The 22,549-nt window shown below is 33.7% G+C and carries 25 protein-coding genes and 1 pseudogene; 9 read left to right on the forward strand and 17 right to left on the reverse strand.

Features of this window, described 5'->3' with window-relative positions:
- Nucleotides 1–7: 7 nt before the first annotated feature.
- From ACUXEY_RS12960 to ACUXEY_RS12980, 5 genes are read right to left on the reverse strand one after another with little or no spacing between them, the layout of a single operon-like run.
- A complete protein-coding gene (locus tag ACUXEY_RS12960) occupies nt 8–1,408 on the reverse strand; it encodes a flagellar hook-associated protein 2 (RefSeq protein WP_461300877.1) in 1,401 nt (466 codons plus the stop codon).
- Between the two features lie 19 nt (nt 1,409–1,427).
- The gene (locus ACUXEY_RS12965) at nt 1,428–2,291 is read right to left on the reverse strand and encodes a flagellar hook-associated protein 3 (RefSeq protein WP_461300878.1); all 864 of its coding nucleotides are present in this window, start codon (nt 2,289–2,291) and stop codon (nt 1,428–1,430) included.
- A gap of 41 nt (nt 2,292–2,332) precedes the next feature.
- Nucleotides 2,333–3,631, reverse strand: coding sequence for a flagellar hook-associated protein FlgK (gene flgK / locus ACUXEY_RS12970; protein ID WP_461300879.1), 1,299 nt, complete (start codon nt 3,629–3,631; stop codon nt 2,333–2,335).
- 17 nt (nt 3,632–3,648) lie between these two features.
- Nucleotides 3,649–4,101: a hypothetical protein gene (locus tag ACUXEY_RS12975; RefSeq protein WP_461300880.1), complete on the reverse strand. Its 453-nt coding sequence runs from the start codon at nt 4,099–4,101 to the stop codon at nt 3,649–3,651.
- 16 nt (nt 4,102–4,117) lie between these two features.
- Nucleotides 4,118–4,582, reverse strand: coding sequence for a YaaR family protein (locus ACUXEY_RS12980; protein WP_000946323.1), 465 nt, complete (start codon nt 4,580–4,582; stop codon nt 4,118–4,120).
- A gap of 143 nt (nt 4,583–4,725) precedes the next feature.
- Between ACUXEY_RS12980 and ACUXEY_RS12985 the strand changes: the two genes are divergently transcribed.
- Together ACUXEY_RS12985 and ACUXEY_RS12990 are read left to right on the forward strand one after the other, a co-directional pair.
- The gene (locus ACUXEY_RS12985) at nt 4,726–5,223 is read left to right on the forward strand and encodes a flagellar motor switch protein FliG (RefSeq protein WP_461300881.1); all 498 of its coding nucleotides are present in this window, start codon (nt 4,726–4,728) and stop codon (nt 5,221–5,223) included.
- A gap of 39 nt (nt 5,224–5,262) precedes the next feature.
- Nucleotides 5,263–6,045 carry a CheR family methyltransferase gene (locus tag ACUXEY_RS12990; RefSeq protein ID WP_461300882.1) on the forward strand — a complete coding sequence of 261 codons (783 nt, stop codon included), beginning with the start codon at nt 5,263–5,265 and terminating at the stop codon, nt 6,043–6,045.
- A gap of 33 nt (nt 6,046–6,078) precedes the next feature.
- On the opposite strand, the gene ACUXEY_RS12995 is transcribed toward ACUXEY_RS12990, so the two are convergent.
- The 7 genes from ACUXEY_RS12995 to ACUXEY_RS13025 form a co-directional block, all read right to left on the reverse strand.
- Complete coding sequence (locus ACUXEY_RS12995; protein WP_429603030.1) at nt 6,079–6,795, reverse strand: hypothetical protein; 717 nt, start codon at nt 6,793–6,795, stop codon at nt 6,079–6,081.
- A gap of 27 nt (nt 6,796–6,822) precedes the next feature.
- Entirely contained in the window at nt 6,823–8,169 is a 1,347-nt protein-coding gene (locus tag ACUXEY_RS13000; protein ID WP_461300883.1) for a transglycosylase, read from the reverse strand.
- A 16-nt stretch (nt 8,170–8,185) separates the two neighbouring features.
- On the reverse strand, nt 8,186–9,823 hold the full coding sequence (locus ACUXEY_RS13005; RefSeq protein WP_429603033.1) for a flagellar motor switch protein: 1,638 nt from the start codon (nt 9,821–9,823) through the stop codon (nt 8,186–8,188).
- 198 nt (nt 9,824–10,021) lie between these two features.
- Nucleotides 10,022–12,037: a chemotaxis protein CheW gene (locus tag ACUXEY_RS13010; protein ID WP_461300884.1), complete on the reverse strand. Its 2,016-nt coding sequence runs from the start codon at nt 12,035–12,037 to the stop codon at nt 10,022–10,024.
- Nucleotides 12,038–12,165: 128 nt separating this feature from the next.
- Entirely contained in the window at nt 12,166–12,534 is a 369-nt protein-coding gene (locus ACUXEY_RS13015; protein WP_000940577.1) for a response regulator, read from the reverse strand.
- Between the two features lie 150 nt (nt 12,535–12,684).
- On the reverse strand, nt 12,685–13,362 hold the full coding sequence (locus ACUXEY_RS13020) for an OmpA family protein (protein WP_166702278.1): 678 nt from the start codon (nt 13,360–13,362) through the stop codon (nt 12,685–12,687).
- Between the two features lie 22 nt (nt 13,363–13,384).
- Nucleotides 13,385–14,218, reverse strand: a complete 834-nt coding sequence (locus tag ACUXEY_RS13025; protein ID WP_461300885.1) for a flagellar motor protein MotP — start codon at nt 14,216–14,218, stop codon at nt 13,385–13,387.
- A 172-nt stretch (nt 14,219–14,390) separates the two neighbouring features.
- On the opposite strand from ACUXEY_RS13025, the gene ACUXEY_RS13030 reads away from it, so the two are divergent.
- Nucleotides 14,391–14,993 (forward strand): HD domain-containing protein, encoded by a 603-nt coding sequence (locus tag ACUXEY_RS13030; RefSeq protein WP_166702274.1) that lies wholly within the window; start codon nt 14,391–14,393, stop codon nt 14,991–14,993.
- Between the two features lie 27 nt (nt 14,994–15,020).
- Here the strand turns inward: ACUXEY_RS13030 and hfq are convergent, their stop codons facing one another.
- Entirely contained in the window at nt 15,021–15,209 is a 189-nt protein-coding gene (gene hfq / locus ACUXEY_RS13035; protein ID WP_000400660.1) for an RNA chaperone Hfq, read from the reverse strand.
- 54 nt (nt 15,210–15,263) lie between these two features.
- Nucleotides 15,264–15,482, reverse strand: coding sequence for an aspartyl-phosphate phosphatase Spo0E family protein (locus ACUXEY_RS13040; protein WP_002096752.1), 219 nt, complete (start codon nt 15,480–15,482; stop codon nt 15,264–15,266).
- 237 nt (nt 15,483–15,719) lie between these two features.
- Between ACUXEY_RS13040 and ACUXEY_RS13045 the strand changes: the two genes are divergently transcribed.
- The 6 genes from ACUXEY_RS13045 (at nt 15,720) to ACUXEY_RS13070 (ending at nt 20,362) form a co-directional block, all read left to right on the forward strand.
- A complete protein-coding gene (locus tag ACUXEY_RS13045; protein ID WP_000120179.1) occupies nt 15,720–15,839 on the forward strand; it encodes a YjcZ family sporulation protein in 120 nt (39 codons plus the stop codon).
- Nucleotides 15,840–16,003: 164 nt separating this feature from the next.
- On the forward strand, nt 16,004–16,471 hold the full coding sequence (locus ACUXEY_RS13050) for a VOC family protein (RefSeq protein ID WP_429603035.1): 468 nt from the start codon (nt 16,004–16,006) through the stop codon (nt 16,469–16,471).
- 7 nt (nt 16,472–16,478) lie between these two features.
- Nucleotides 16,479–17,693 (forward strand): MFS transporter, encoded by a 1,215-nt coding sequence (locus ACUXEY_RS13055; protein WP_461300886.1) that lies wholly within the window; start codon nt 16,479–16,481, stop codon nt 17,691–17,693.
- Between the two features lie 128 nt (nt 17,694–17,821).
- Nucleotides 17,822–18,271 (forward strand): ArsR/SmtB family transcription factor, encoded by a 450-nt coding sequence (locus tag ACUXEY_RS13060; RefSeq protein ID WP_429603038.1) that lies wholly within the window; start codon nt 17,822–17,824, stop codon nt 18,269–18,271.
- 19 nt (nt 18,272–18,290) lie between these two features.
- Entirely contained in the window at nt 18,291–19,511 is a 1,221-nt protein-coding gene (locus ACUXEY_RS13065) for an MFS transporter (protein ID WP_461300887.1), read from the forward strand.
- Between the two features lie 125 nt (nt 19,512–19,636).
- Entirely contained in the window at nt 19,637–20,362 is a 726-nt protein-coding gene (locus tag ACUXEY_RS13070; protein WP_461300888.1) for a sulfite exporter TauE/SafE family protein, read from the forward strand.
- A 204-nt stretch (nt 20,363–20,566) separates the two neighbouring features.
- On the opposite strand, the pseudogene ACUXEY_RS13075 reads toward ACUXEY_RS13070, so the two are convergent.
- The 3 genes and pseudogenes from ACUXEY_RS13075 to ACUXEY_RS13085 form a co-directional block, all read right to left on the reverse strand.
- A pseudogene (locus tag ACUXEY_RS13075) lies at nt 20,567–21,177 on the reverse strand (PH domain-containing protein).
- A gap of 1 nt (nt 21,178) precedes the next feature.
- Nucleotides 21,179–21,724, reverse strand: coding sequence for a sigma-70 family RNA polymerase sigma factor (locus tag ACUXEY_RS13080; protein ID WP_461300930.1), 546 nt, complete (start codon nt 21,722–21,724; stop codon nt 21,179–21,181).
- 159 nt (nt 21,725–21,883) lie between these two features.
- Complete coding sequence (locus ACUXEY_RS13085) at nt 21,884–22,468, reverse strand: type 1 glutamine amidotransferase family protein (RefSeq protein WP_461300889.1); 585 nt, start codon at nt 22,466–22,468, stop codon at nt 21,884–21,886.
- Between the last annotated feature and the right edge of the window lie 81 nt (nt 22,469–22,549).

Genomic DNA, 22,549 nt, shown 5'->3' on the forward strand with positions numbered 1-22,549 from the left:
ACTTTCATTAATCATCACTTTTTTGTTTTGTCATTGCTTTAATTGTTTTTAGCTGGCTATCTAGCGCCGCTAATGTACTTTCTAACTTTTGATACTTCTTCACAATTTCATCTTGCTTTTGTAAGTTTTGTGACTCAATGTCTTTTATCTTCTTATCTAAATCACTTACACGTGAGTCGATGTTTTTCACGCGTTCTCCAACTATACCTTTATCACCGAATAATTTATCAAGTGGTTCTTCCATCATTTTCCCTAAACCGTTAGAACTAAAGAAAAATTGCTTCGCTGCATCTGGCTTCTCTTTTAACGCTTTCGTTAATGCTTCGTCATTAACTTCCATCGTTCCATCTTGTTTTAATTGAATACCAAACGAGAATAAATAATTACCATCTTGAGAAAATGTTACGACGTTATTCATCGCTTGGCGTACACTTTGCATAATCGTTTGCCCTTGGAAAGCTCCGCCTTTTCCAGCAAAGATATCTACTGTAGAAACAGCTTTATTATAATCCGCAACCATCTTTTTAATAACATTTGCTGCATCCGTTACATTTGAGTCACTTACTGTAAACTTCAAATCTATTCCTTTTTGATCTGCAGCTTTTACATCTGAACCCGCTTCACCACTAGGCTTATTTTCAACTATCGGATCTGTTACTTTTAAAAGCTCAACCTTCACACCAGGAAGTGTTTCAATTGTGTTGCTTGCGCTTTTTTCTTCGACACCATTGATACTATATATTGCATCTAAAGCTTCATTAATCGTATTTAATTTCACTTCCGTAGTAGAACCTTCCACTTTCGAATAAAACAAATCTGTAAGCACATTTGGCGGTGTTTTTTCTAATTTAATATTATTCGCTGCCCCTTCTTTCGTAGAGGACATAAAAATTTTATTACCAAGTGTATATGCTGATACACCATAATCTCCATCATTAATTTTATTAATTAAATCTTTATATGTCATATCAGATGTTACTTTTAGTTCTTTTTCACCCAGTTTTATTGTTTCATTTCTTGGAAGCTTCGCATTTATATCCGTAATTTCATTAGATGCAATTTGATGACGCTGCGCAAGCTGATTAATTTTTATATTAAAAGTTCCAGCAATCGCACCGCCATCTGCTTTGACATTAATATAACCGTCTTGTGATGTTGTTACCTTTTTCTCATTTCCTTTAAAAGCCGCTAAATTTTTAAATGTTTGCGTGAAAGAACTAAATTCTGATTTTAAACTTGTATATAAAAGTTTATCTTGTGAAAGGCTATTCTTTTCATTTGTATACGGCGTTTTTCTCATATCTAGCGCATTCATTTCTAATTCAACGAAATTAGAAGTATCGATCATGTTATTACCGAGGTTCCAAATCTGTTGTCTACCGCCAATACCCGTTAACGTTCCTGCCATATTTCTCACTCCTTATTTTTTACATGTAGTCTAAAATACTCGTTTTACTCATCGTGCTAACCGCTTTAAGCGTTGCTTCATACGTCGCATTAATATAAGCTAAGTCGGAAATTGCTACTGCTAAATCAACATCTTCAATTTCTTTACGATTTTCTTGAAGTGCTAAATTTTGCTCACTTAAAATGGTCTTAAACGTATCTACAGTGTTCATCGTTGCACCTACTTCTGTTGTACGATTAATAACACTATCCAAGTTTTTCTTATTTTCCGCTAAAAACGGTTGTAACGCCTTTTGATCACCACTTTGCATCGCGTCTTTCATCTTTACTAACGTTTGAATAACAGGGGTTAGTAAGTTCTCGCCATTACGAAACGCTTTAATTTCATAACCATCATTTAGCTTCCACATTACATCTTTTTCGCCACCTTGGTATGTCCCATCTTCCGCAAATGGAGGCTTCTCTACACTATCTCCACCAAACAGATAGCGACCTTGCTCTTTCGTATTCGCTAAATATACAACTTGTTTTAAAATTTGATCGATTTCGGCACCGATTGCCTTTAATTCTTTTTCACCATTTGGTCCATTTAACGCTTGTATTGTTAATTGATCTGCTCTCGTTAAAGATTTCACAATACCTGACAATGTAGTTTCTGTCTGACTTAGTACATTTTTAGAATCCGCTATATCTTTTTGCATTTGTTCAATATTCGCCAATGAATGTTGAATTGCGAATGATTTACTTGCTGCAAGTGGATCTTCACTCATAAGAAGATTTTTCTTGCCTGAAGTTACTTGATTTCGATGATATTGCTGTTGTACATTCAAATCCATTAGCTGATTCTTTGCCCAATTTGCATTTTGAAATGTAGATACTCTCATTTCTATCTCCTCCTTACTTATTTTCAATCAATTTCTATTTCCTATCGGATAATCGAAAACAGACTATCAAACACTTCATTCATTGTAGTAATAGCTTTAGAATTCGCTACAAAGTATTTTTGGAAGGCCATTAAGTTAACCATTTCCTCTTCCATATTCACGCCTTCAATACTCATTTTTTCTTGCTGAATACCTTCTAATAAGTCCCCATGAATTTTTTGATAACCATTCACTTCACTTTTATCAGATGCTACTTTAACTATGAATTGGTCTAATGCTTTTTTATATGAAAGACCATCTTTATAATCAACATCTGTAATTCCTGCCAATTTATTTGCAGTTTCAGCAGATATTTTCATTTTCGAAAAATCATTCGCGAATTCTGGATTTAACTTCAACTCTTTCGCATAATCTCCCACGAAGAAATCTTTTCCCATCACTGTATTGACTTGATTTTTTACTGAACTCATTAAGTCTTCAAGATTTTTCTTATAACTAGCAATCTGCCCTTTCGTATCGATTGCTGATTTTATTGCACCACTAGTTAAAGGAATTTCCGAACCGTAAATTTCAACAGACATTGGTTCTTTCGTTTTATTTAATTGGAGCGGATATGTATCTTGTCCATTTACTGTTAACACGCTATTCATTCTAACACTTGCGATATTAGGATTCATAGATTCATAAGATACTTCTATATTAGCGTATTTTGACATTTCGGTAACGATACGGTCACGTTCGTCTAAAAGTTGATTCGGTACTTGTGTACCAGCTTGTCCAATTTTTTTATTTGCTTCTGCTAAACTAGCAGCAAGACGATTAAATTCATTGACATGCGCTTCAATATCTTCTGTCGTCTGCGCTTCTACTGAATCTAAATTTTTCGCAAGTTTATTTACCTGACTTGTAAACTTCCCAGTTTCAGAAATTAGCGTATCGTAGTAGTTTGATTGATCTGGATTTTTCGCCACTTCTCGAAAAGCATTAAAGAATCCATCCATTAAACTAGATAGTGAGTTTTTGCCTGTCGTTCCTACCATAGACTCTACTCGCGATAAAACCGAATTCTTATAATTATAGTAAGCAACCTGAGATAATTGGTCGTTAAACTGTCTCGTCTTCACTTCATCTGTAATGCGATCCACACCTAACGTTTGTACACCATAACCAATTCTCTGTTCTGGCGTATGACCATTGCTCGCTCCAACAGATCCGTAATTCACCATTTGACGCACATAGCCCGGTGTATGAATGTTTGATAAGTTTTGTTTCGTCGTTTGTAATCCCATTTGTGCCGCTAACATACCCGATAACGGGGTATTATAATCAGATAATCTCATAACGCTTCACTTCCCCTTTACAATAGTTCATTCATAAAGATTTGCGAATTATTGTTTCGTTCTAAGTTATATTCAGAAACAGAATCCACAATACTTTCTGTAGTTTTTAATAGTACGTTTAAGTAATATTGATTTTTCAAAAGAATCATTTTTACATTCTCTTCTAATTCTGTTAGATTTTTTTGTAATTTTTCTATTTTTTCAATTTCCTCTTGAGAAAAATGCGAAAATAACGCACTTACGCGAAATGATTCTACTCCCTGTTCTTTACAAAACTGAACAACCATTTCTTCAAATGAACTTGATAACTTTTTTAAGCCATCAATGTACTGCAATTGCTCAACTTGTAACTTTTGAACTGCATTTACATTTTTATTTTTTAAATTCTCATATATTTGTTCACCAAGCGTTTGAATGTTTTCATATGCTTTTTGAATAATAACGAGCTTTTCATATAATTGTATATACATATAGCTTCCTTCCCTTTTACAAGACTAAATTTACAATTAAACCGTGGATTTCTCCAATTTGATTTAACATTTCTAAATGTCCCGTTTTTGTATTAATTAAATTCATAACATCTTCTAACTCATTCAGTCCCATTTCTGCCTGTTTAACAATCGTCATTTTCTGGGAATATCCATAACGTGGATGACGAGACATGACATCTTTATATTGTAATACATTATCAACGTAAAAATTCAAAAATGATTTTACCGTATTTTTGTATTCCATTACGTTATCGAGTGTTAATTCCATTTCAATTTTTTCTTTAATTTCTCCAATATTATCAACAAACGCTTCCATTTGTTCTAACAATTTATCTTTTTTCGGATCTGCATGCAAATTATCCGAAAATGCAAGTCCTGTCCTGACATTTGCTTCTTTCGGCATTTGAGTAGCAGGCGGTATATGCGATAAAATTGGATTATGCGAGATAGAACGTAGCATATATATCACCTATTTATTTTTTTATTTCTTTCTAAAGTTAATCGTAAAATCTAGTTATTTATAATTATACTCTGAACACTAATATTTTGCAGTTATTTTTTATAGAAGATATGTTACAATTTAGCATGAGGTGGCACAATTCTATGAATATTTTTCTTTGTGGTTCAAATCAACTAACAGCATTAGATCAAGAGGAAATAAAAAAATTTTTAACTGACTATGCTCACAAACATAAAATTTACATATTATGTTATAAATCTATTGAAAATGAGGTACTTCGTTTTTTCGTCGAGAACGAACGACTTGCTCAAAATTTATGCCTTTACACACTACAACCGTTACAAGCAGTAACAGATGAATTTCAAGAAATCGTTGATTATTTAAAAACACACGGAGCCGAGTATGTTGCTTTTGATCATCCTTCCGACTCTATTTACCGATTAGATTATATGTTTTTTGTGAAACAAATTATTGAAGATACCGATTTAGTTCTCTGTTTTTATAACGGAGACAAACATACATCTGTCATTCCCATTGATATTGCAAAAGAAGCCGGGATTGATGCTGTCATTTATGACCTACCAGGTTTACATGAAAAGCAAATGAAAAAAAGCTTTGAACAAAAAATTCGTATGATGTAAAGGGGGCGGCACAATATTGTTATTGTGCCCATTGTAAATATGATAATTGGACAAGATTATGATCACTTTGTCGCGAGTTTTAAACAACAATTCAATATGGACATCGCTTCGTATAAACAAGATAGAATGCGACGTAGAATCGATGCTTTTATTTCAAGAAAAGGTTTTGAAAACTACACTACTTTTTTAAATACTTTACGTGTCGATCAAAACTTATTTTTAAGTTTTATTGACTATATTACAATTAACGTTTCAGAGTTTTTTAGAAATAAAGAACGTTGGCAAACGCTAGAAACGAAAGCATTGCCAAAATTACTAGCACAAAATAACGGAAACTTAAAAGTATGGAGTGCCGCTTGCGCTGCTGGTGAAGAACCATATACACTTTCTTTAATTTTATCGAAACATTTATCTCCATTTCGCTATGAAATATTAGCAACGGATCTTGATTTTCATATTTTAGAGACTGCAAAACGTGGCCAATATACGGAGCGATCTTTAAAAGAATTACCTAGCGATTTGAAAGAGCGTCATTTCACAAAAGAGGATGATATATATTCATTGCATCAAAACATTAAGCAAAACGTCACGTTCAAACAACATGACCTGTTAATGCAGTCGTTTGATACAAATTACGATTTAATTATTTGCCGTAACGTAATGATTTACTTCACAGAAGAAGCAAGAGTTAAACTATATGAAAAGTTTAGCCGTTCTTTACGAAAAGGCGGTGTACTATTTGTTGGTAGCACAGAACAAATTTTAACACCTGAGCGATTCAATCTTCAGCGCTTTGATACATTCTTTTATGAAAAAATATAAAAGAGGTCGTCACAATGTAATGTGACGACCTTTTTATATAACTCGGATTAAAATAATACAAGCAACCCATATAAAGAGAAAAAGAAACGTCATCGACCATTTATGTTCTTGCATCGTTTGTTTCAACGCCTGCGATAATTGCGTCATATTCATTTCTGCAAGTGCTCTCCATACACTTGCATCCCGCTCTTTAGCCGTGCGATCTGTAACGCTAATTAAAATGGTTTCGTTAGACAATTTCGTTATATAAGCAGTAATAACTGTTACCATTAAATTTATATTTCCTTCTGATGAATCACTCTCCACACTAGAAAGGAGTGCACTTACATCTAGTAACGGAATATGTACCTTTCTACCAAATGATAGTTGTACTTCAGCAAAATCATATGTCCCATCTAACAAAGGAAGCTCTTTTATATGCGCCTGCTTAACAAGTCCTTGCAAGCTTCTAATGATTTGTTCATATATTTTTTCAGTTTGCTTTCCTTCTCCAGATAACGTATGTAACTTTTTAAAGAGTTGTAATACTGTATCCATCTCTTTAGAAAGCATTTCCTTCATAACCTTTCCATCACCTAAACTCGCAAGTAAAATCCCTATTTCATTATTTTTAGAAATAATCTTAGACTGTCCAGTAAACACTAGATTACTATGCTTTCGTTCTTTCTGGATTTCATGTTCTGAAATTGCTGCAGGCTGTTTTAATGGTTGTAGCGTCTTATTTTCAATTGTCGTACGTTTAATCTCCATCTAAGCGCCTCCACTACTATGACATTATTAGCCCCATTCTTTATTACTTTTTAAAACTAAAAACAGTACGAATAAACCTGACATAATAGCAAACACATTAGAAGCTTGTACTCCTTGTTCGCTATTGTCTTCTTTTTTCTTTTGCGGTTCTTCTATTTGTTCTTTCTTTTTCGAAACGACTCCATTGTCATTTCTACTTTTTTTCTCTTTTTGAGCCTTTCCATCACTTACTTCCTTATGATCTCCCAATGGCTCTTTTATAGAGTAAATCATTTCTTCTTTCTCTTTTAAAGGTTCTTTTATAAAATTGTTTATTTTCTCGTCTTGCTTCGTAATTTGAAGAACTGAAGGTTTTTCTTCCTGTAGCGGAATCTCTTCTTTTGAGTCTTCCTGCTTCTCAGGTTCTTTCTTATCTTCTAATTTATCTTCATTCTCTCGTTCTTCTACCTTTTTATCCTCTTCTGTTTTTTGCTCCAAAACAGAAACGATATACTCACTTTCCTCAACGAGTTTATTGCCGGCCGCATCCAATATCTCTACAAGTAGTTCGTATGTGCCACTTGGCAGCGCATCCGTTATTTCAAATACGTTTTGCCAATCCATATCGCGTTTATTGTAATCTAATACAATTGTACTCTCTTTATTATCTTTCCCTTTTAATGTAACACGAACTTCTTTCACAACCGATTCTGCATCTGTCGTTTTCACTCGTACACGTATAGAATCGCCTTGTTTTCGTTCAATTACGTTCTCCTTTGCCTCGTCAACAGTAACTTTATGCAACTTTGGCAACTCTTTATCTATTACTGGCGTATCATTATTAATACGAATAAGCGGGATTTTCACTTCATTTTCTATAAGCTCTTCTTTCTCATTTTGTTTATAACTTTGAATGAGCTGCAGGTTCCAATCACCTTGCAAATCAAAAGTCTCGACCTTGTAGTTAGCAATCCATCGCTTCGTTTCTTCTTCATAGTCAAAAGATATCATTCTTTCTTGCTCATACAGATTGCTGTTTTTTGGTAACTGCAGCATACCTTTTATACTTTGAATATTCTTCTCTTTTGGCTCTACACTAATCCGCACTTCTTCGCCAACTTGTAATTCTGGCTTATTTATTGTAATAATCCCTTGATCGGTCTCTATCTTTTTTTCAGTTTCTTGTTCACTTTTCGCTTCTTGTTGTTCCTCTTTATCTTGCTTCATTTCCACTTGTTCTGGCTGTTCTTGAGCTTCTTTAATTTCTTCTTGCACATTCACTTCATTTATATTTTGATCTGGCAAAGTTTGCTCTTCCGCCTGACTTTGCAATGGGAAGAGCAAACACACATGTATGCATAGCCAGCAAATTAGAAAAAACTTTATGCTTTTCATCTACTATTTCAACGCCTTATAGTGATTTCGTCACTTTTACTCCGAAAAATCCATCTACATTTACAAGTTCACCATACGCCACCAATACATCATTTACATAAATTCGAATTGGTTCATCAATATCTTCATCCAATACAACGGCTTCATTTTCTTGTAAACTTAATATATCTTGAATCGTTTTCACTGTACTTCCAAATACAAATTTCACATTCATTTCTACATTTTTTAAGATGGATGTATCCATGTACACTGGTTCAATTTGTTTCACTTCTTTAAATTCAATAGGTTGTACAACAGGTTCTACAACCTCTTCTTCTATTTCTTCCTCAGCAATCTCTTCTTCCGCTTCCACCATTGGATATAACAGTCGTCTTACCATTTCTTTCGCTTCAGAAATCGGTAAAATTTGATACATTTTCGATTGAAGCAGATCGCCAATTTCAAGATTGAACGTAATTTGAACAAGCTCGTCCACTTCCATCGCTTCTCCCAAATATTCCATTTCTTCTTTTAATGTAACAAATTTAACGTCTGGCGGCGTCATATCCATCTTCTCTTTGAACATTTCTGACATCGCTGTTGCAGCATGCCCCATCATTTGGTTCATGATTTCTTTAATACCGCTCAGCTCTAATTCACTAAGCTCTTTCTCTGGGTCAATCTCTCCTGTTCCCATCATCATTAAATCTACCATTGTCAAAGCAACATCTTTCGTAAATACGAATACGTTCTCATTCTTTAAACCTTCAACAAAATCAACATTTAAAATAACAAAAGGAACCGGTACTCCGTCATAATGACGCACATTAATTGCTTCTACATTTGGTGTACTAATCGAAACCGGTTGATTTAAAAGCGTTGATAATACCGTTGAGGCTGAACCGATTGAAATGTTTGCAATTTCCCCAAGTACATCTTTCTCTTCTTGCGTTAGCTGCTCTTTTTCGGCATGTTTTCCTACAATCTCAGCTTCCACTACTTCTGCTGACTCTGGCTCTTCCACTTCACCAGACAATTGTAGTAATTTGTTTATCATCTGTTTCGTATGTTCAACTGAAACAATTTGTACAAGTTTAGAGTTTACAAGATTATCTATTTTAAGGTCGAACGACACTTTAACAATCATATTATTTCCAGTTATTCCAGAGATTTTCTCCATCTCTTCTGATAACTTTACAACTTTAATTGTCGGAGGAGACATGTCTACTTTATCTTGGAAGAATTCCGACATAGACGTCGCTGCGAATCCCATCATTTGGTTCATCGCTTCTTGTACAGCACTTAGCTCTAATTCACCAAGCTCTTTCCCTTCTTCCACTTCACCTGTCCCCATCATCATTAAATCAGCAATCGATAAAGCAACATCTTGCTGAAGGACAAGTAGGTTTTCCATATCTAACCCTTTTGTAAAATGAATGTTTAATACGACATGAGGAACCTCAACATCACTTGTATCATATAAGTCCACTAACTCTACATGAGGAGCAGTTATACTTACTTGCCTATTTAAAATTGTTGATAATACTGTCGAAGCTGAGCCAAATGATATATTTGCGATTTCGCCAAGAATATCACATTCTTGAGGCGTTAAAAGCTCCTTTTCTTTATCTAGCACAATTGTGCTCGTATCCCCTTTTGTGTGTTGCTCAGGCATTTTCCCTGCCTCCTCATTTTTGTTTTTCTATCAAATGAATACACTCTCTATTTATTACGCTCATTATATTTTAACAAACTTCTTACACTAATCGTGAACATGAATTTACTTCCATTTATATATTAATTTTCTCATATTCGCATAGTTAACAAAAAGCTCCCCAATTGTATACAAGTGGGGAGCTTTCCTTCATTCCTATTATAAACCTTCTGGGTTTAAAATGAGGACCACTCGTCCATCGCCGAGAATCGTCGCGCCAGAGAAATAGTTCGAACTATCTGCAAAGAAGTCGCCTAATGACTTTAACACTATTTCTCTTTGACCGATAATTGTGTTTACAATAAGTCCATAGCTACGATGTGTATTACGAACAATTAACACAGGAACCATTTGACTATCATATGACCCAAACGCCTCATCTACTGTTTTTTCACCAAATACCGTACTTAAATGCTTCACTTCAATAATTTGATCACGATAGTTTAACACGTCTTTTCCTTGTACGGATTGGATGTCTTCTCTCTTAATTCGAATCGCTTCGACAATATTACCAAGAGGTAGAGCATAGCGCGTGTCATTTGTTTGAACAAGCATCGATTGAATAATAGATAATGTTAACGGAAGTTCAATTCTAAATGTACTTCCTTTTCCTTCCTCTGAATCAATAATTAAATGTCCACCTAGACTATGAATTGTATGTTTTACAACATCTAATCCAACCCCGCGCCCTGAAAGATCCGATACTACTTCAGCTGTACTAAATCCTGGTTGGAAAATGAGATCATACACTTCACGATCCGTTAATTTATTTGCTTCAGATTCTGTTACAACACCATTTTTAATCGCTTTTTCTAATACTTTTCCTTTATGAATACCATTTCCGTCATCCGTAATTTGAATAACGACATGATTTCCACTATGAAACGCTTCTAATTTAATCGTACCTGTCTCATTTTTCCCTGCATCACGACGCTGTTCAACAGTTTCAACCCCATGATCAATCGCATTACGAATTAAATGAACGAGTGGATCACCAATTTCATCAATAACAATTTTATCAACTTCAGTATCTTCACCTGTAATTTGTAAGTCGATTTTTTTCCCTAAATCTTTCGCTAACATACGTACCATACGCGGGAAGCGATTGAAAACAGTTTCTATCGGTACCATACGCATATTTAATAGTACATTTTGAATATCTTTTGAAATATCGCCTAATCGATTTAAGTGCTCAATTAACTCCTTGTTTTGAATCGTTTGTGCCAATTCATCAATACGCCCACGTTCAATTACACTTTCTTCAAACATATTCATTAATCGTTCAATTTTCTCTAATTGAACACGAATGGAACGATTCTCACCTTTAGCATTTTTCGTTTTTGCAGCGCTTTTCGTTGTTGTCGCACTTGCTGGTTGCTTCGCCGCCTCAATAGGTGCTTCGACCTGCGTAGTAACTACATCCGGTTGAATCATTTCTTCTACTTGCACAGCTTCTTCTGTAGCAAACTTCGAATCTACTTCCTGTGAAGATTCTCCTTGTTTCACTACTACTTTCTCAATTTCAGAAACGTGAAGCACTACCTGTTTCAATTCTTCTACACTACTATCCGTATTCATAAATACTGTGAACTCAAATCCGAAAGCATCCGCTTCGATTTCTTCAATACTAGGAACCGTTTTTTGTATATCACCTATATTTTGCAGTGCTTCAATACACATAATGGCACGTACTGCTTTTAAAATAGCTTGCTGTTCAACGGTTATATGCACTTCATGCGAAACTGCATCATCTTTGTTTATAGACTCTTGTTCTACATGTCCCGCACTGGTTTCTACATTTCCGTTCAATAAAGCTTCTAATTTATTTTTCGTTGAGACTACATCAATATTACCCATTCCGCCTTGTTGCACATCTGCAACCATTTTCTCTAAATTATCAATGCACTCAAAAATCACATCAATAATATTCGCATGTACAACTATATTCCCATGACGAATTTCATCTAAAACGTTTTCCATTTTATGCGTTAAATCCGCCATTTCCGTAAATTCCATACTCGCAGACATACCTTTGAATGTATGGGCTGAGCGAAATATTTCTCCTACTACACCCATGTCAGCAGGATTCTGTTCTAAAATTAGCACATTTTCATTTAGCGACTGCAAATGTTCTTCCGATTCTTCCAAAAATATATTTAACAGATCTGTTTGCATTTTCATCCCCTACCTGTCTAACAAACATTTCATTTATGTATAACAATTTAGTGTTTTAAAACGAGAAAAAAGGGGCCACACATCTTTCCGTTATCAATGTTTTGATTCCTTGTGGCGCCCCTTTTATATTAGCTGTTTGCTACTTTTGTTAAAGCTTCGATTACACGATCTGCTTGGAATGGCTTTACAATAAAGTCTTTTGCTCCGCCCTTAATTGCATCTAATACCATACCTTGTTGTCCCATTGCTGAACAAATAACAACCTTTGCACTTGAATCAATTTTCATAATTTCTTTTAATGCTTCAAGTCCATCCATTTCCGGCATAGTAATATCTAATGTTACAATATCAGGCTGAAGTTCTTTATATTTTTGAATCGCTTCTACCCCATTCTCTGCTTCTCCGATAACCTCAAATTCAGAATTACTTTTTAATAAGTTTTTAATCATCGTTCGCATAAACATTGCATCGTCTACAACTAAAATTTTATGTGCCATTCTATTTGGTTCTCTCCTTCTATGTATAAATATATCTTAATATTTCACCTTATCATTCTCACTCATTATACAAAATAAAACGATAAAATTTAATATTTTTTTAAAAGAATTTCTGTATTTTTATTATTTTATTACTAAAATAAAAATATACTATTCTTTAATATAAATGACAACGCGACGGTTTTTCTCCCAATTTTGCGGTGAATCATTTGGTACGACTGGTTTTGTGTCTGCATATCCCACCGCAGCTAACCTTTTATCCTCCACATTATACACTTCAATTAAATGGTGGATCATATTAGCTGCCCTCGCTGAAGATAATTCCCAATTAGAAGGGAACTTCTCGTTATGGATCGGTCTACTATCTGTATGCCCTTCCACAACAATTGGGTTTGGTACGGATTGAAAAAATCCGACCAATTGACTAATAATCTCTTTTGCTTCCGGTTTAACGTTCGCATCACCCGTATCAAATATTAAATTATCTACTATAACGACGCTTACCCCTGTATCCTCTCGATATACATTCACTTGACTAATACCATTATTGTCTACATATGCTTTTAACTTTTTGTACAAGTCATCCATTCGCTTTTTTGAGATCATTTTTTCATCATTTTTTTCATGTGAAATATCTGGTATTGTATTTTCCATTACTTTTGCATCTACTTGCTCCGCGTCACTAAACTTTTCAAGCATCTTTGATAATTTTACTGTATCTTGCTTTGATGTAGCAACTAGTAATACAAAGAAAGTTAATAATAACATCGTTAAATCTGTAAAAGTCGTCATCCAACGAGGCGATCCCTTTTGCGGTCGTTTTATCATCACCATACCACTCCTTGCAATATTAGGCTGCTCGTTTTACTTTTTTTATCTTTGTTTCATATACGTATGTATCGAGTTTCAACTTTAATTTAGAAGGGATTTGTCCACGATACAATTCTGAAATTGCTTCAATAATAAACTTCTTCTCTGTATATAAATCGTCAATACCACGATACACTTTTTCAGCAAGAGGGATTGCAATCATATTTGCAAGTACTGATCCATACAATGTCGTCAACATCGCAACTGCCATCCCTGTACCAATTTGCGATGTGTCTTGCAAGTTTTGAAGCATAATGATAAGACCGATTAAAGTCCCTATCATGCCCCAAGCTGGAGCGAAATCACCAATTTTATCTAATAATGTCGCTCCCTTTCTTAACTCATACACTTCCGTTTCAACATCTTTCATTAACACTTCTTTTAATTCCTCTTCATCATAACCACTTAACATGAGTTGAATCCCTTTTTGAATAAAGGGATTGTCTACTTGCTCTCCATCAACTTCTAAAGAAAGCAACCCATGCTTTTTAGACTTTTTCGAAAAATCCACAAACAAATCCGTTAACTGCTCTAAATCTTCTTCTCTTCTATGTAAAACAGTAAAAATACTTTTCGTATATTTTTTTAATTCTCCAAATCGATATGCCACAACAATTGTCGCTGTAGTTCCCCCTATGACAATTAAAATAGATGAAACATCTAAAAAGTTTTTAAAAGCTTTTATTCCGCCGCCTCCAAGCATAATTGCCGCCATCACTATGGCAAAACCTACTATAATGCCAACTGGGCTAGAAATGTCAAACTTTCTTTTTTTTCTTTGTGGTCTAGCAAATCCTTGATTTTCGTCTCCCATATTCCTGCCCTTTCCTTTTCATTTTTATAAAACATTTTTTTATTTTAATAATGCGTTTTCGCATATAATGTTTATTATACGCTTATCATCTATTTATCGCAATATACTCATAAAATTGACACATTTCATTTCCATATTAGAATTATAGTATGGAAATATGAGGAGGATCACGATGGAACATAACATTTTACAAGTCATTGCACTAGCAGAAAAACTAAAATATGAAATGCGACATAGCTGGCTTTCTAATGGGCGTCAAGAAAGCGTCGCTGAACATACGTGGCGCATGTCTCTAATGGCCATTTTAGTTGAGCCTTATTTAGATCAAAAAGTAAACATCGAAAAATTACTTAAAATGGTTATTATTCACGACCTAGTAGAAGCTGAAGCTGGTGATATTCCTGCTTTTGATACGATGAATAGTCATGAATTGCAATTACAAAAACAAAAAAATGAGCAAGAAGCAATTTTAAATATTAAACGCACATTAAAAGGTTCTCTCGGCGCGGAATTATATGATTTATGGATGGAGTTTGAAGCGAAAGAAACGTACGAAGCAAAAGTTGCTAACGCACTTGATAAGCTTGAGGTAAAAATTCAGCATAACGAAGCTGATATTGATACGTGGCTACCAATTGAGCATAAAATGACATTCCAAGTAGCAAAGCATACAAACTTTGATTCTTTCCTATCTAAATTACAAAAAATCATCGAGCAAGACGGAGAAAAGAAATTATTAGATGCCGGCATTGACGTGGAAGCTTGCAAACAATAATGAAATAAGACACTCATATTGAGTGTCTTATTTCATTATTGTTGATATAGCTTGCTTGTAAATAAGTTGTTGTTTTCCATCAACTAACATTAAAACGGTAAATTTGTCTATTGCAACAACTTCTCCTACTATTCTAACGCCACTCTTTAAAAAAATTGTAACAATACCTTTTTCTTCTTTTATTTGTTTATATAGCTCTTCTTGTAAATGTTCCAAATACTTTTCTCTCCTTTTTTATGTAATATCTTAATATAAAAAACTACAAATTATTTATTTATGTACTTTATCTTTTACATTCATAAACTTATTAATAAGTATATCTAAATCTCGGCTAAATAACAAAACTTTATCATGATCCAATCCATGTCTAGCAACAAGTTGAATTAGCTCTTTCTTTTTGTTTTCTATTTTATTGTGTAGTTTTCCCATCTCCATCTCTTTACTAAAACTCCCTTTTCCCATAATATTACTTGTAAAATTATAGTACAAATCCACTCATAAAAAAATATAAAAATGGTTTTTTTTACAATTTTTATTTTTTTTTGAACAAATCGCAAAATATATAACAATTCATTCACATATCCCTAGCTAAATATACAATCAAAATGACCATACAGGCGTTTGTCTAATTACTCAAGAGACTGGCTCCATTTCCATACAAAAAACATACTGTATACAGTAGTCCATGAAATATATAGATTAACTTACTCAAAAGGAGGAACACATATGAGTTATGGTGGAAGTTGCGCTGGTTTCGGCGGTGGATTTGCTTTGCTTATCGTACTATTCATCCTTCTAATCATCATCGGATGTAGCTGTTGGGGTGGCGGCGGATACGGATACTAATATATCCTATCCTTAACAAATGAACGAAAAACTATACGAAAACAGCTCATATTTGAGCTGTTTTTTCATACTTTCGTATGAAGTGTTATCCCTCTTTTTTCTGATTTCAACCAATAAAAAAACGTTTACTATGAAATAAGAAACATTTTTTAAGGAGGAGTACAATGATTAAAGGTCTTTACGAAGCACATTTACCTGTCCGTAACTTAGAAGTGTCTATACCCTTTTACGAATCGCTGGGGCTAAAATTATATAAAAGAGGAGATGATATTGCTTTCTTTTGGATTAAAGAAAAGGAAAGTTGGCTAGGTCTTTGGGAAGGAACAGAATACAAAGTTAATTACCACCCCTCTTTACGACACATCGCCTTTCAAGTAAGCTTACATGATTTAGAACATGCGATACAATGGCTACATCAAAAAGGAATTTCAGCACGAAAAGACTTTGGAATGGAACCAATTGAGCCAATTGTTTTTCCAGAATTAGCACATGCCGCTGTATACTTTAACGACCCTGATGGAAATAGTTTAGAATTGATTGCACAATTACCTGTTGGACTCCCTACAGCGGAGAAAGTGTATTTAAGCGAATGGAAAAAACAAGTTCAAGCATCATCATTACATAAGGGTTAATCTTTTTATGTCAGTTTCTTATTCTGCACTTCTTAAAACAAATAATAACTTTAAAAAACTATTTTATGGGCAAACGTTAAGTGTACTTGGAGATTGGTTTCATACAGTAGCTTTAGTAACATTCGTCTATAGCATAACGGAATCTCCATTTATGATTGCACTCACCTTTATAAGTAAAAGTTTGCCCCAACTTCTTCTTAGCCCTTTCATAGGCGGAGTTGTAGATCGTTTTTCTAAAAAGAACATTATGATTTTTACCGATATTACACGGGGAATTCTAGTCCTTACATATGTATTCGCAAGCTATAAAATTGAGATTATTTTCATTTCTAACATATGTTTATCCGTACTTTCTTGTTTATTTGAGCCGGCTAAACAAGCAACCTTAAAAAATATCGTACACCAAAATCATTTCGTAACCGCTAACTCTCTTTCTAGTACAATTAATGGCTTTATGTCTATTATGGGGGCTTCTTTAGGCGGGATTATTGCACAATCTTTACATATTGAGTTCGCTTTTTTAGTAAATAGCCTTTCATACTTTATTTCAGCCTATTTTATTTATAATATGAGTGTCCCTACTCATGATACTTGTAACGAAAAGAAAGCATTTTTTACTGATATAAAAGATGGTTATACATACATATTACAAACAAAAATCATTTTAATGTTAATTCTTGTCGGCATTTCATGGGGCATGATTGGCGGCGCTTATCAGCTACTTCTAACGATCTATGCCGAAAGAATTTTCCACACGAATATCGGAATTTTATATACAGTTCAAGGGGCTGGGCTTATGATTGGGAGCCTCCTCGTTAATCTTTATATATCTAAAAATGAAGCAAAAATGAAAAAAGTATTCGGTTGGGCCTACTTCCTACAAGGAGTTTTCTTTCTCGGATTCATTTTATCCGATCAACTTATTATCGGTATTATTACATTAATCTGTATGCGTATAGCAGGAGGAATCATCGTTCCACTTGATACGACATTACTTCAAACTTACACGAAGGACAATATGATGGGTAAAGTTTTTTCATTCCATTATTCCATTTACGGATCTCTTATTCAGTTATCCATGTTTTTTACAGGAGCGCTTTTAGAAATTCTTTCTCCGCAAGTTATTGGTACCTTGCTAGCTATATGCTGTATTTTTGTTAGTTTTATATGGCTGTTCTTGTATTATCGCGGGAAACTTAATGAAGAATCTACTATTACTTAATAGCATGTTTATGTACATGCTATTTTTATTTATGTCGAAATATAGAGGAAAAAGGCGATTTATTTCCCTTACGTTCTAATTTTTTAGAATGTACAATAAATTTAGATTACAAGAAAGGAGATGTCATAATGTTTGACGATAGACTTACTATTTCAGCTGAGCAGCAGAAGCTCATTTCCAATGCAACTCGCATTCAAATTCTTCACCTTTTAAAAGACGAAGCACTCACTGCAAAGCAAGTAGCTACTAAACTAAATAAATCTACTGGTAGCGTACATTATCACGTTCAAATTTTATATGATGGAGGGTTACTTGAATTAGTAGACACGAAAGAAAAACGGGGAATTATTGAAAAATATTATAAAGCAAAAGCTGCTCACTTCTATATTGAAGAAAGCGGCACAGAAGGAACGAATACAGGTAGTCATATTGTATCTCATTTATTTTTAACTCCAGAGGAATTACAACAGCTTACTTGGGAAGTTACACAAGTTTTATTACGCTGGGAAAACAAAACCGCTCGTCAATCAAACTCCGAAGAGGAATACGCTATTTCCTGCAAGATTAAAAAACAATGAAAGAAAGGTCCAGCTGCTCATGAAAAATAAATTATTATTATTGTCGGGAACAGGAATTTCTCGTTTAGGTGATTTTATGTATCTCATCGCTCTAAACTTAATGGTGTTAAATAGCACAAACTCCCCTGCTGCTGTAGCAGGATTATGGATTGTAGGTCCAATTGCGACCGTTGTTACAAAAATATGGTCTGGCAGTATAGTAGATCGATTAAACAAACGATCCATTATGCTCATCACAGATATAATTCGAGCAGCTCTCATTGGCTGTATTCCACTATTTGATTCTATTTGGGCCATTTATATTTTTATCTTTTTGACTCGTATTGCCACATCATTTTTCGATCCAGCTTCATTTTCTTATAGAACAATGCTCATACAAGCTGAAGAACGCGCTCAATTCAACGCTTGGAATAACTTTTGTACAAGCGGGGCTTTTATTATCGGTCCAGCCCTTGCTGGAATACTTCTCACCACGCACTCAGCATCCTTTGTTATTTACTGCAACTCACTTTCCTTTCTACTTTCTACTATTCTTATTTATTTTTTACCAAACATTACATTACAAACAAAGCAAAACGAAGAGGTTTCAAATACTTTCGTACAAACATTACGAAGTGATTTGAAACAAGTTTTTTCATTCGCTCGAACGGAAACTTACATCATTCTCATATTCGTTTTATTTCAAACTACTATGCTTGTTTCTATGGCACTCGATTCACAAGAAGTTGTTTTCATAAATCAAGTACTGTTTTTATCGGATATAGAATATAGCATGCTCGTTAGTATAACTGGTGCTGCTTACGTTTTCGGTTCATTTCTTGTTTCCCTCTTTGCTAAACGATTACCGATTCAACATTGTATCGGATTCGGTATGATATTCACAGCAATAGGTTATGTAATTTTCGCCTTTTCAAATTCATTTATAATTGCGGCAGGCGGTTTCATTTTACTGGGCATTTCTTCATCATTTGCTGGTACTGGCTTTATCACATTTTATCAAAATAACATCCCTGTACATATGATAGGTCGTATTGATAGCGTATTTGATTCCATAAAAAATTTCATCCAAATCTTTTTCATTTTAGCAATTGGGGCATCCGCACAATTTCTTTCCGTTCAAATTACTGTAATCATTAGCTCATTACTCATTCTTCTCCTTTCCTGTTTATTAGCAATACGGGTAATGACGCCTTCACAAGAAAAATATTTTAAGGCTACAGGGTCATCATTGGAATATTAAATACAACATAAAAAGCGGCTATTTAGCCGCTTTTTTCCTGTATTAAAGGGCAGTAAGCCCCCACTGATTAAAGTTTCACTTTATGTTAAAATATGTATTGGATCTGATTATGTAGGAGGGCTATTTTGGAGATTATATTCACTTTCATATGTATTATATTAGTAGCTTCAATTTTACAAACAAGCACAGGTTTTGGCTTTTCTATTATGGCAACACCTTTCTTACTCATGTTATTTCTACCACAAGAAGCTATACAAATAAATATCATTTTATCATTAATTATTTCCATATCACTCATTTGGAAAATAAGAACAGACATTGATTTTATTCTACTGAAAAGATTAATTTTCGGAAGCATAGTTGGTGTTCCTTTTGGTATTATCATTTTCACTTCCATTAACATCAACACGTTTAAATTAGCAATTAGCATCCTGCTCTTACTATTAACGTTAATGCTAATATGCAACTTTAAGATTCAATCAACAAAATCTAGAGATTTCTTAGTGGGTGGATTATCTGGTCTTTTAACGACAAGTATAGGTATGCCAGGTCCTCCCCTGTTACTTTATTTTACAGGAACTGATACGAAAAAAGAGAAGTTACGAGCAACTACATTGGCTTTTTATCTATTTATATATTTCATTAGTCTACTAACTCAAATACTCTTTACTGGGACAAACAAAACAATTTGGGAATCCAGTTTTTATGCTATTCCAATCGTATTTCTAGGTTTGTATATAGGTCAAATTATTTTCAAATGGCTTAATCAACGGATTTTTAAAATATTTACGTACATCCTTTTGAGTTGTACAGGTATGTATCTTCTTATTGAAAGTTTGCATTTATTATAAAAGGTGCTTTAGATAGTGCAATAATAGATAGGTTCAAACGAAATCATTACTGCATTTTCAAGTGCGACGGGGCATTCATTCCATATCAAAACTCACATGACTTTATTACCAGTTTACAATTAGCAATAATCGTTCTTTCATAAGACAAATATTATAAAATCGGATACTAAATAAAACGATAAAAAGCGGCTATTTAGCCGCTTTTTACATTAAATATTTTATAAAGCAAGGACCTGCAGTTACTAACACGAATATATTAAAGAATATGGAAAACCCTTTTTCAAAATCTTTATACTTTTTCACTTTTACTCCGCGTTTTTTAACTCCATAACTATCATTGCAACTTCACGTGCATACTCCATACTTCCAAATTGTATATGAGTGTTATTATATTTAATCTCAAAGACATTTTTCATTTTTTTATGTTGTGAAATGGATTGTATATCTTCTATTGGTATGCTGTGTTCATTTGTTTTTTTAAAATAGCAATCTAATTCTTTCATGATTACTCTCTTATTTGTTAACACGATATAATAATAAAAAGTAGCTCCGACGTGATATATATTTGGTATGACTTTATTATTTGCCATATACCCTTCATCTACTAACAGTTCTTTCTCAATTTTTTCACCTGTTTGTAATTCGTTGCGAATGGATTCTTCTAGTATTTGTAAAGTTAATTTTTTTAGTAATTCCCCATTTCTTACATAATACTTATCTATATTTATAGACTCATTCGCTTCTTTCTCTAAGCGTGCAATTTCTTCCTCTGAATATTGGAGTTCATTTAACATAGATAATAATCTTTTATCCATATTACACACTCCCTTTCCACAGTTTTTGGAGTTTTTTCTTCCCACGAGAAATTCGATTGTATATATAATCCGCCGTTACTTTTAATTCTTTCGCAATATCGTCAATGGAATATCCATCAATATACCTCTTTAAAAAGATATACCGATATTTCTTATTTAAATCTTGAACTAGTTCCATAATTTCTTCTTCTTGTTCTATTTCATACCTATCATGGACACTTGTATCTATTTCTACATCTTTATCGATTTTATTCTCTTTATATACTTTCTTTTTATATTCCAATGCCTTTAATTTAGTAATACCGATCATCCAAGATTTTAAGTTTCCCTTTTCTGTATCAAATTGGTCGATATTAAACCAAATGACAGTAAATACATCGTTATAACAATCATCCACATATTGTTTTTCAATAGGGGTACTTAATGATTTATGAATAATGTACAAAATTAATTTTCCATATTGATCAATCACTTCTTTTAAAGCATCTTGATCATGTTTTTTCATAGCTATAATTAAATCCTCTTCAGAATCGAAAATCATAAGCAGCTGCCTTTACTTACTATTGGTATTTCATTCTCATTTTCTATCACTTTTGTAAAAATTTCTTAATTTTTATTTCTATGTATATATTAGCAAATAAAATACCTAAGTTCAGAAAGGATTATCTACATTCTGAACTTAGGTATTAACACTCAAACTATTCACTTATACTAACGTTTCATCACACAGCTCTGTTACATTTTTAAAGTACTGCAAGTTCTCCTTCGCTTCAGCTTCATTAAATAAATTGAGCTGCTTCATTATTTCAGCAGCAAATTCAACGTATGCAGACCCTACGGCTGTTATTATTTTCCCATCAACGGTTACATCTTTATTTTGTTTATAATTCCATTCATGTAAATGTGCTAACTGTTTTTCATCTGGTGTTAATGATGTTGAGAATTTCTTCTTATTAAGTACTCCTGCTGCATGTAGTAAAGACGTCCCTGCACAAATACCTGCTATCCATTTATTTTGCTTATGTAATTCGTTCACGATAGATAACAACTTTTTATTTTCTAAATGCTCAAAAATATGTCCTCCTGGTACGATAAGCACTTCATAGTCTGCTACTTCAATACGCTCGATAGCAACATGTGGTTGACACAAAAACCCACCTTCTCCTGTAACGGTTTTTCCGTCTACAGTTGCTGTTATTATTTCAAATTTCTTACTTATCAAAAATAAACTCGCTATATTCACTTCAAATTCTGCAAATCCATCAAATAAAAAGATTAAAGCTTTTTTCATATTATCTCCTCCCCCTATACTTATTCTAAGACAATCATCTTTCTCCTCCCAAAAAGGCAGACCTGCATACAGGTCTGCCTT

This window comes from Bacillus sp. F9_6S_D1_P_5 (assembly GCF_054823925.1).

What these genes read in the sequence shown, in the direction of transcription:
- ACUXEY_RS12960 (WP_461300877.1), bottom strand. Translation starts at nt 1,408, where the DNA reads ATGGCAGGAACGTTAACGGGTATTGGCGGTAGACAACAGATTTGGAAC.
- ACUXEY_RS12965 (WP_461300878.1), bottom strand. Translation starts at nt 2,291, where the DNA reads ATGAGAGTATCTACATTTCAAAATGCAAATTGGGCAAAGAATCAGCTA.
- flgK (WP_461300879.1), bottom strand. Translation starts at nt 3,631, where the DNA reads ATGAGATTATCTGATTATAATACCCCGTTATCGGGTATGTTAGCGGCA.
- ACUXEY_RS12975 (WP_461300880.1), bottom strand. Translation starts at nt 4,101, where the DNA reads ATGTATATACAATTATATGAAAAGCTCGTTATTATTCAAAAAGCATAT.
- ACUXEY_RS12980 (WP_000946323.1), bottom strand. Translation starts at nt 4,582, where the DNA reads ATGCTACGTTCTATCTCGCATAATCCAATTTTATCGCATATACCGCCT.
- ACUXEY_RS12985 (WP_461300881.1), top strand. Translation starts at nt 4,726, where the DNA reads ATGAATATTTTTCTTTGTGGTTCAAATCAACTAACAGCATTAGATCAA.
- ACUXEY_RS12990 (WP_461300882.1), top strand. Translation starts at nt 5,263, where the DNA reads ATGATAATTGGACAAGATTATGATCACTTTGTCGCGAGTTTTAAACAA.
- ACUXEY_RS12995 (WP_429603030.1), bottom strand. Translation starts at nt 6,795, where the DNA reads ATGGAGATTAAACGTACGACAATTGAAAATAAGACGCTACAACCATTA.
- ACUXEY_RS13000 (WP_461300883.1), bottom strand. Translation starts at nt 8,169, where the DNA reads ATGAAAAGCATAAAGTTTTTTCTAATTTGCTGGCTATGCATACATGTG.
- ACUXEY_RS13005 (WP_429603033.1), bottom strand. Translation starts at nt 9,823, where the DNA reads ATGCCTGAGCAACACACAAAAGGGGATACGAGCACAATTGTGCTAGAT.
- ACUXEY_RS13010 (WP_461300884.1), bottom strand. Translation starts at nt 12,037, where the DNA reads ATGCAAACAGATCTGTTAAATATATTTTTGGAAGAATCGGAAGAACAT.
- ACUXEY_RS13015 (WP_000940577.1), bottom strand. Translation starts at nt 12,534, where the DNA reads ATGGCACATAAAATTTTAGTTGTAGACGATGCAATGTTTATGCGAACG.
- ACUXEY_RS13020 (WP_166702278.1), bottom strand. Translation starts at nt 13,362, where the DNA reads ATGATAAAACGACCGCAAAAGGGATCGCCTCGTTGGATGACGACTTTT.
- ACUXEY_RS13025 (WP_461300885.1), bottom strand. Translation starts at nt 14,218, where the DNA reads ATGGGAGACGAAAATCAAGGATTTGCTAGACCACAAAGAAAAAAAAGA.
- ACUXEY_RS13030 (WP_166702274.1), top strand. Translation starts at nt 14,391, where the DNA reads ATGGAACATAACATTTTACAAGTCATTGCACTAGCAGAAAAACTAAAA.
- ACUXEY_RS13045 (WP_000120179.1), top strand. Translation starts at nt 15,720, where the DNA reads ATGAGTTATGGTGGAAGTTGCGCTGGTTTCGGCGGTGGATTTGCTTTG.
- ACUXEY_RS13050 (WP_429603035.1), top strand. Translation starts at nt 16,004, where the DNA reads ATGATTAAAGGTCTTTACGAAGCACATTTACCTGTCCGTAACTTAGAA.
- ACUXEY_RS13055 (WP_461300886.1), top strand. Translation starts at nt 16,479, where the DNA reads ATGTCAGTTTCTTATTCTGCACTTCTTAAAACAAATAATAACTTTAAA.
- ACUXEY_RS13060 (WP_429603038.1), top strand. Translation starts at nt 17,822, where the DNA reads ATGTTTGACGATAGACTTACTATTTCAGCTGAGCAGCAGAAGCTCATT.
- ACUXEY_RS13065 (WP_461300887.1), top strand. Translation starts at nt 18,291, where the DNA reads ATGAAAAATAAATTATTATTATTGTCGGGAACAGGAATTTCTCGTTTA.
- ACUXEY_RS13085 (WP_461300889.1), bottom strand. Translation starts at nt 22,468, where the DNA reads ATGAAAAAAGCTTTAATCTTTTTATTTGATGGATTTGCAGAATTTGAA.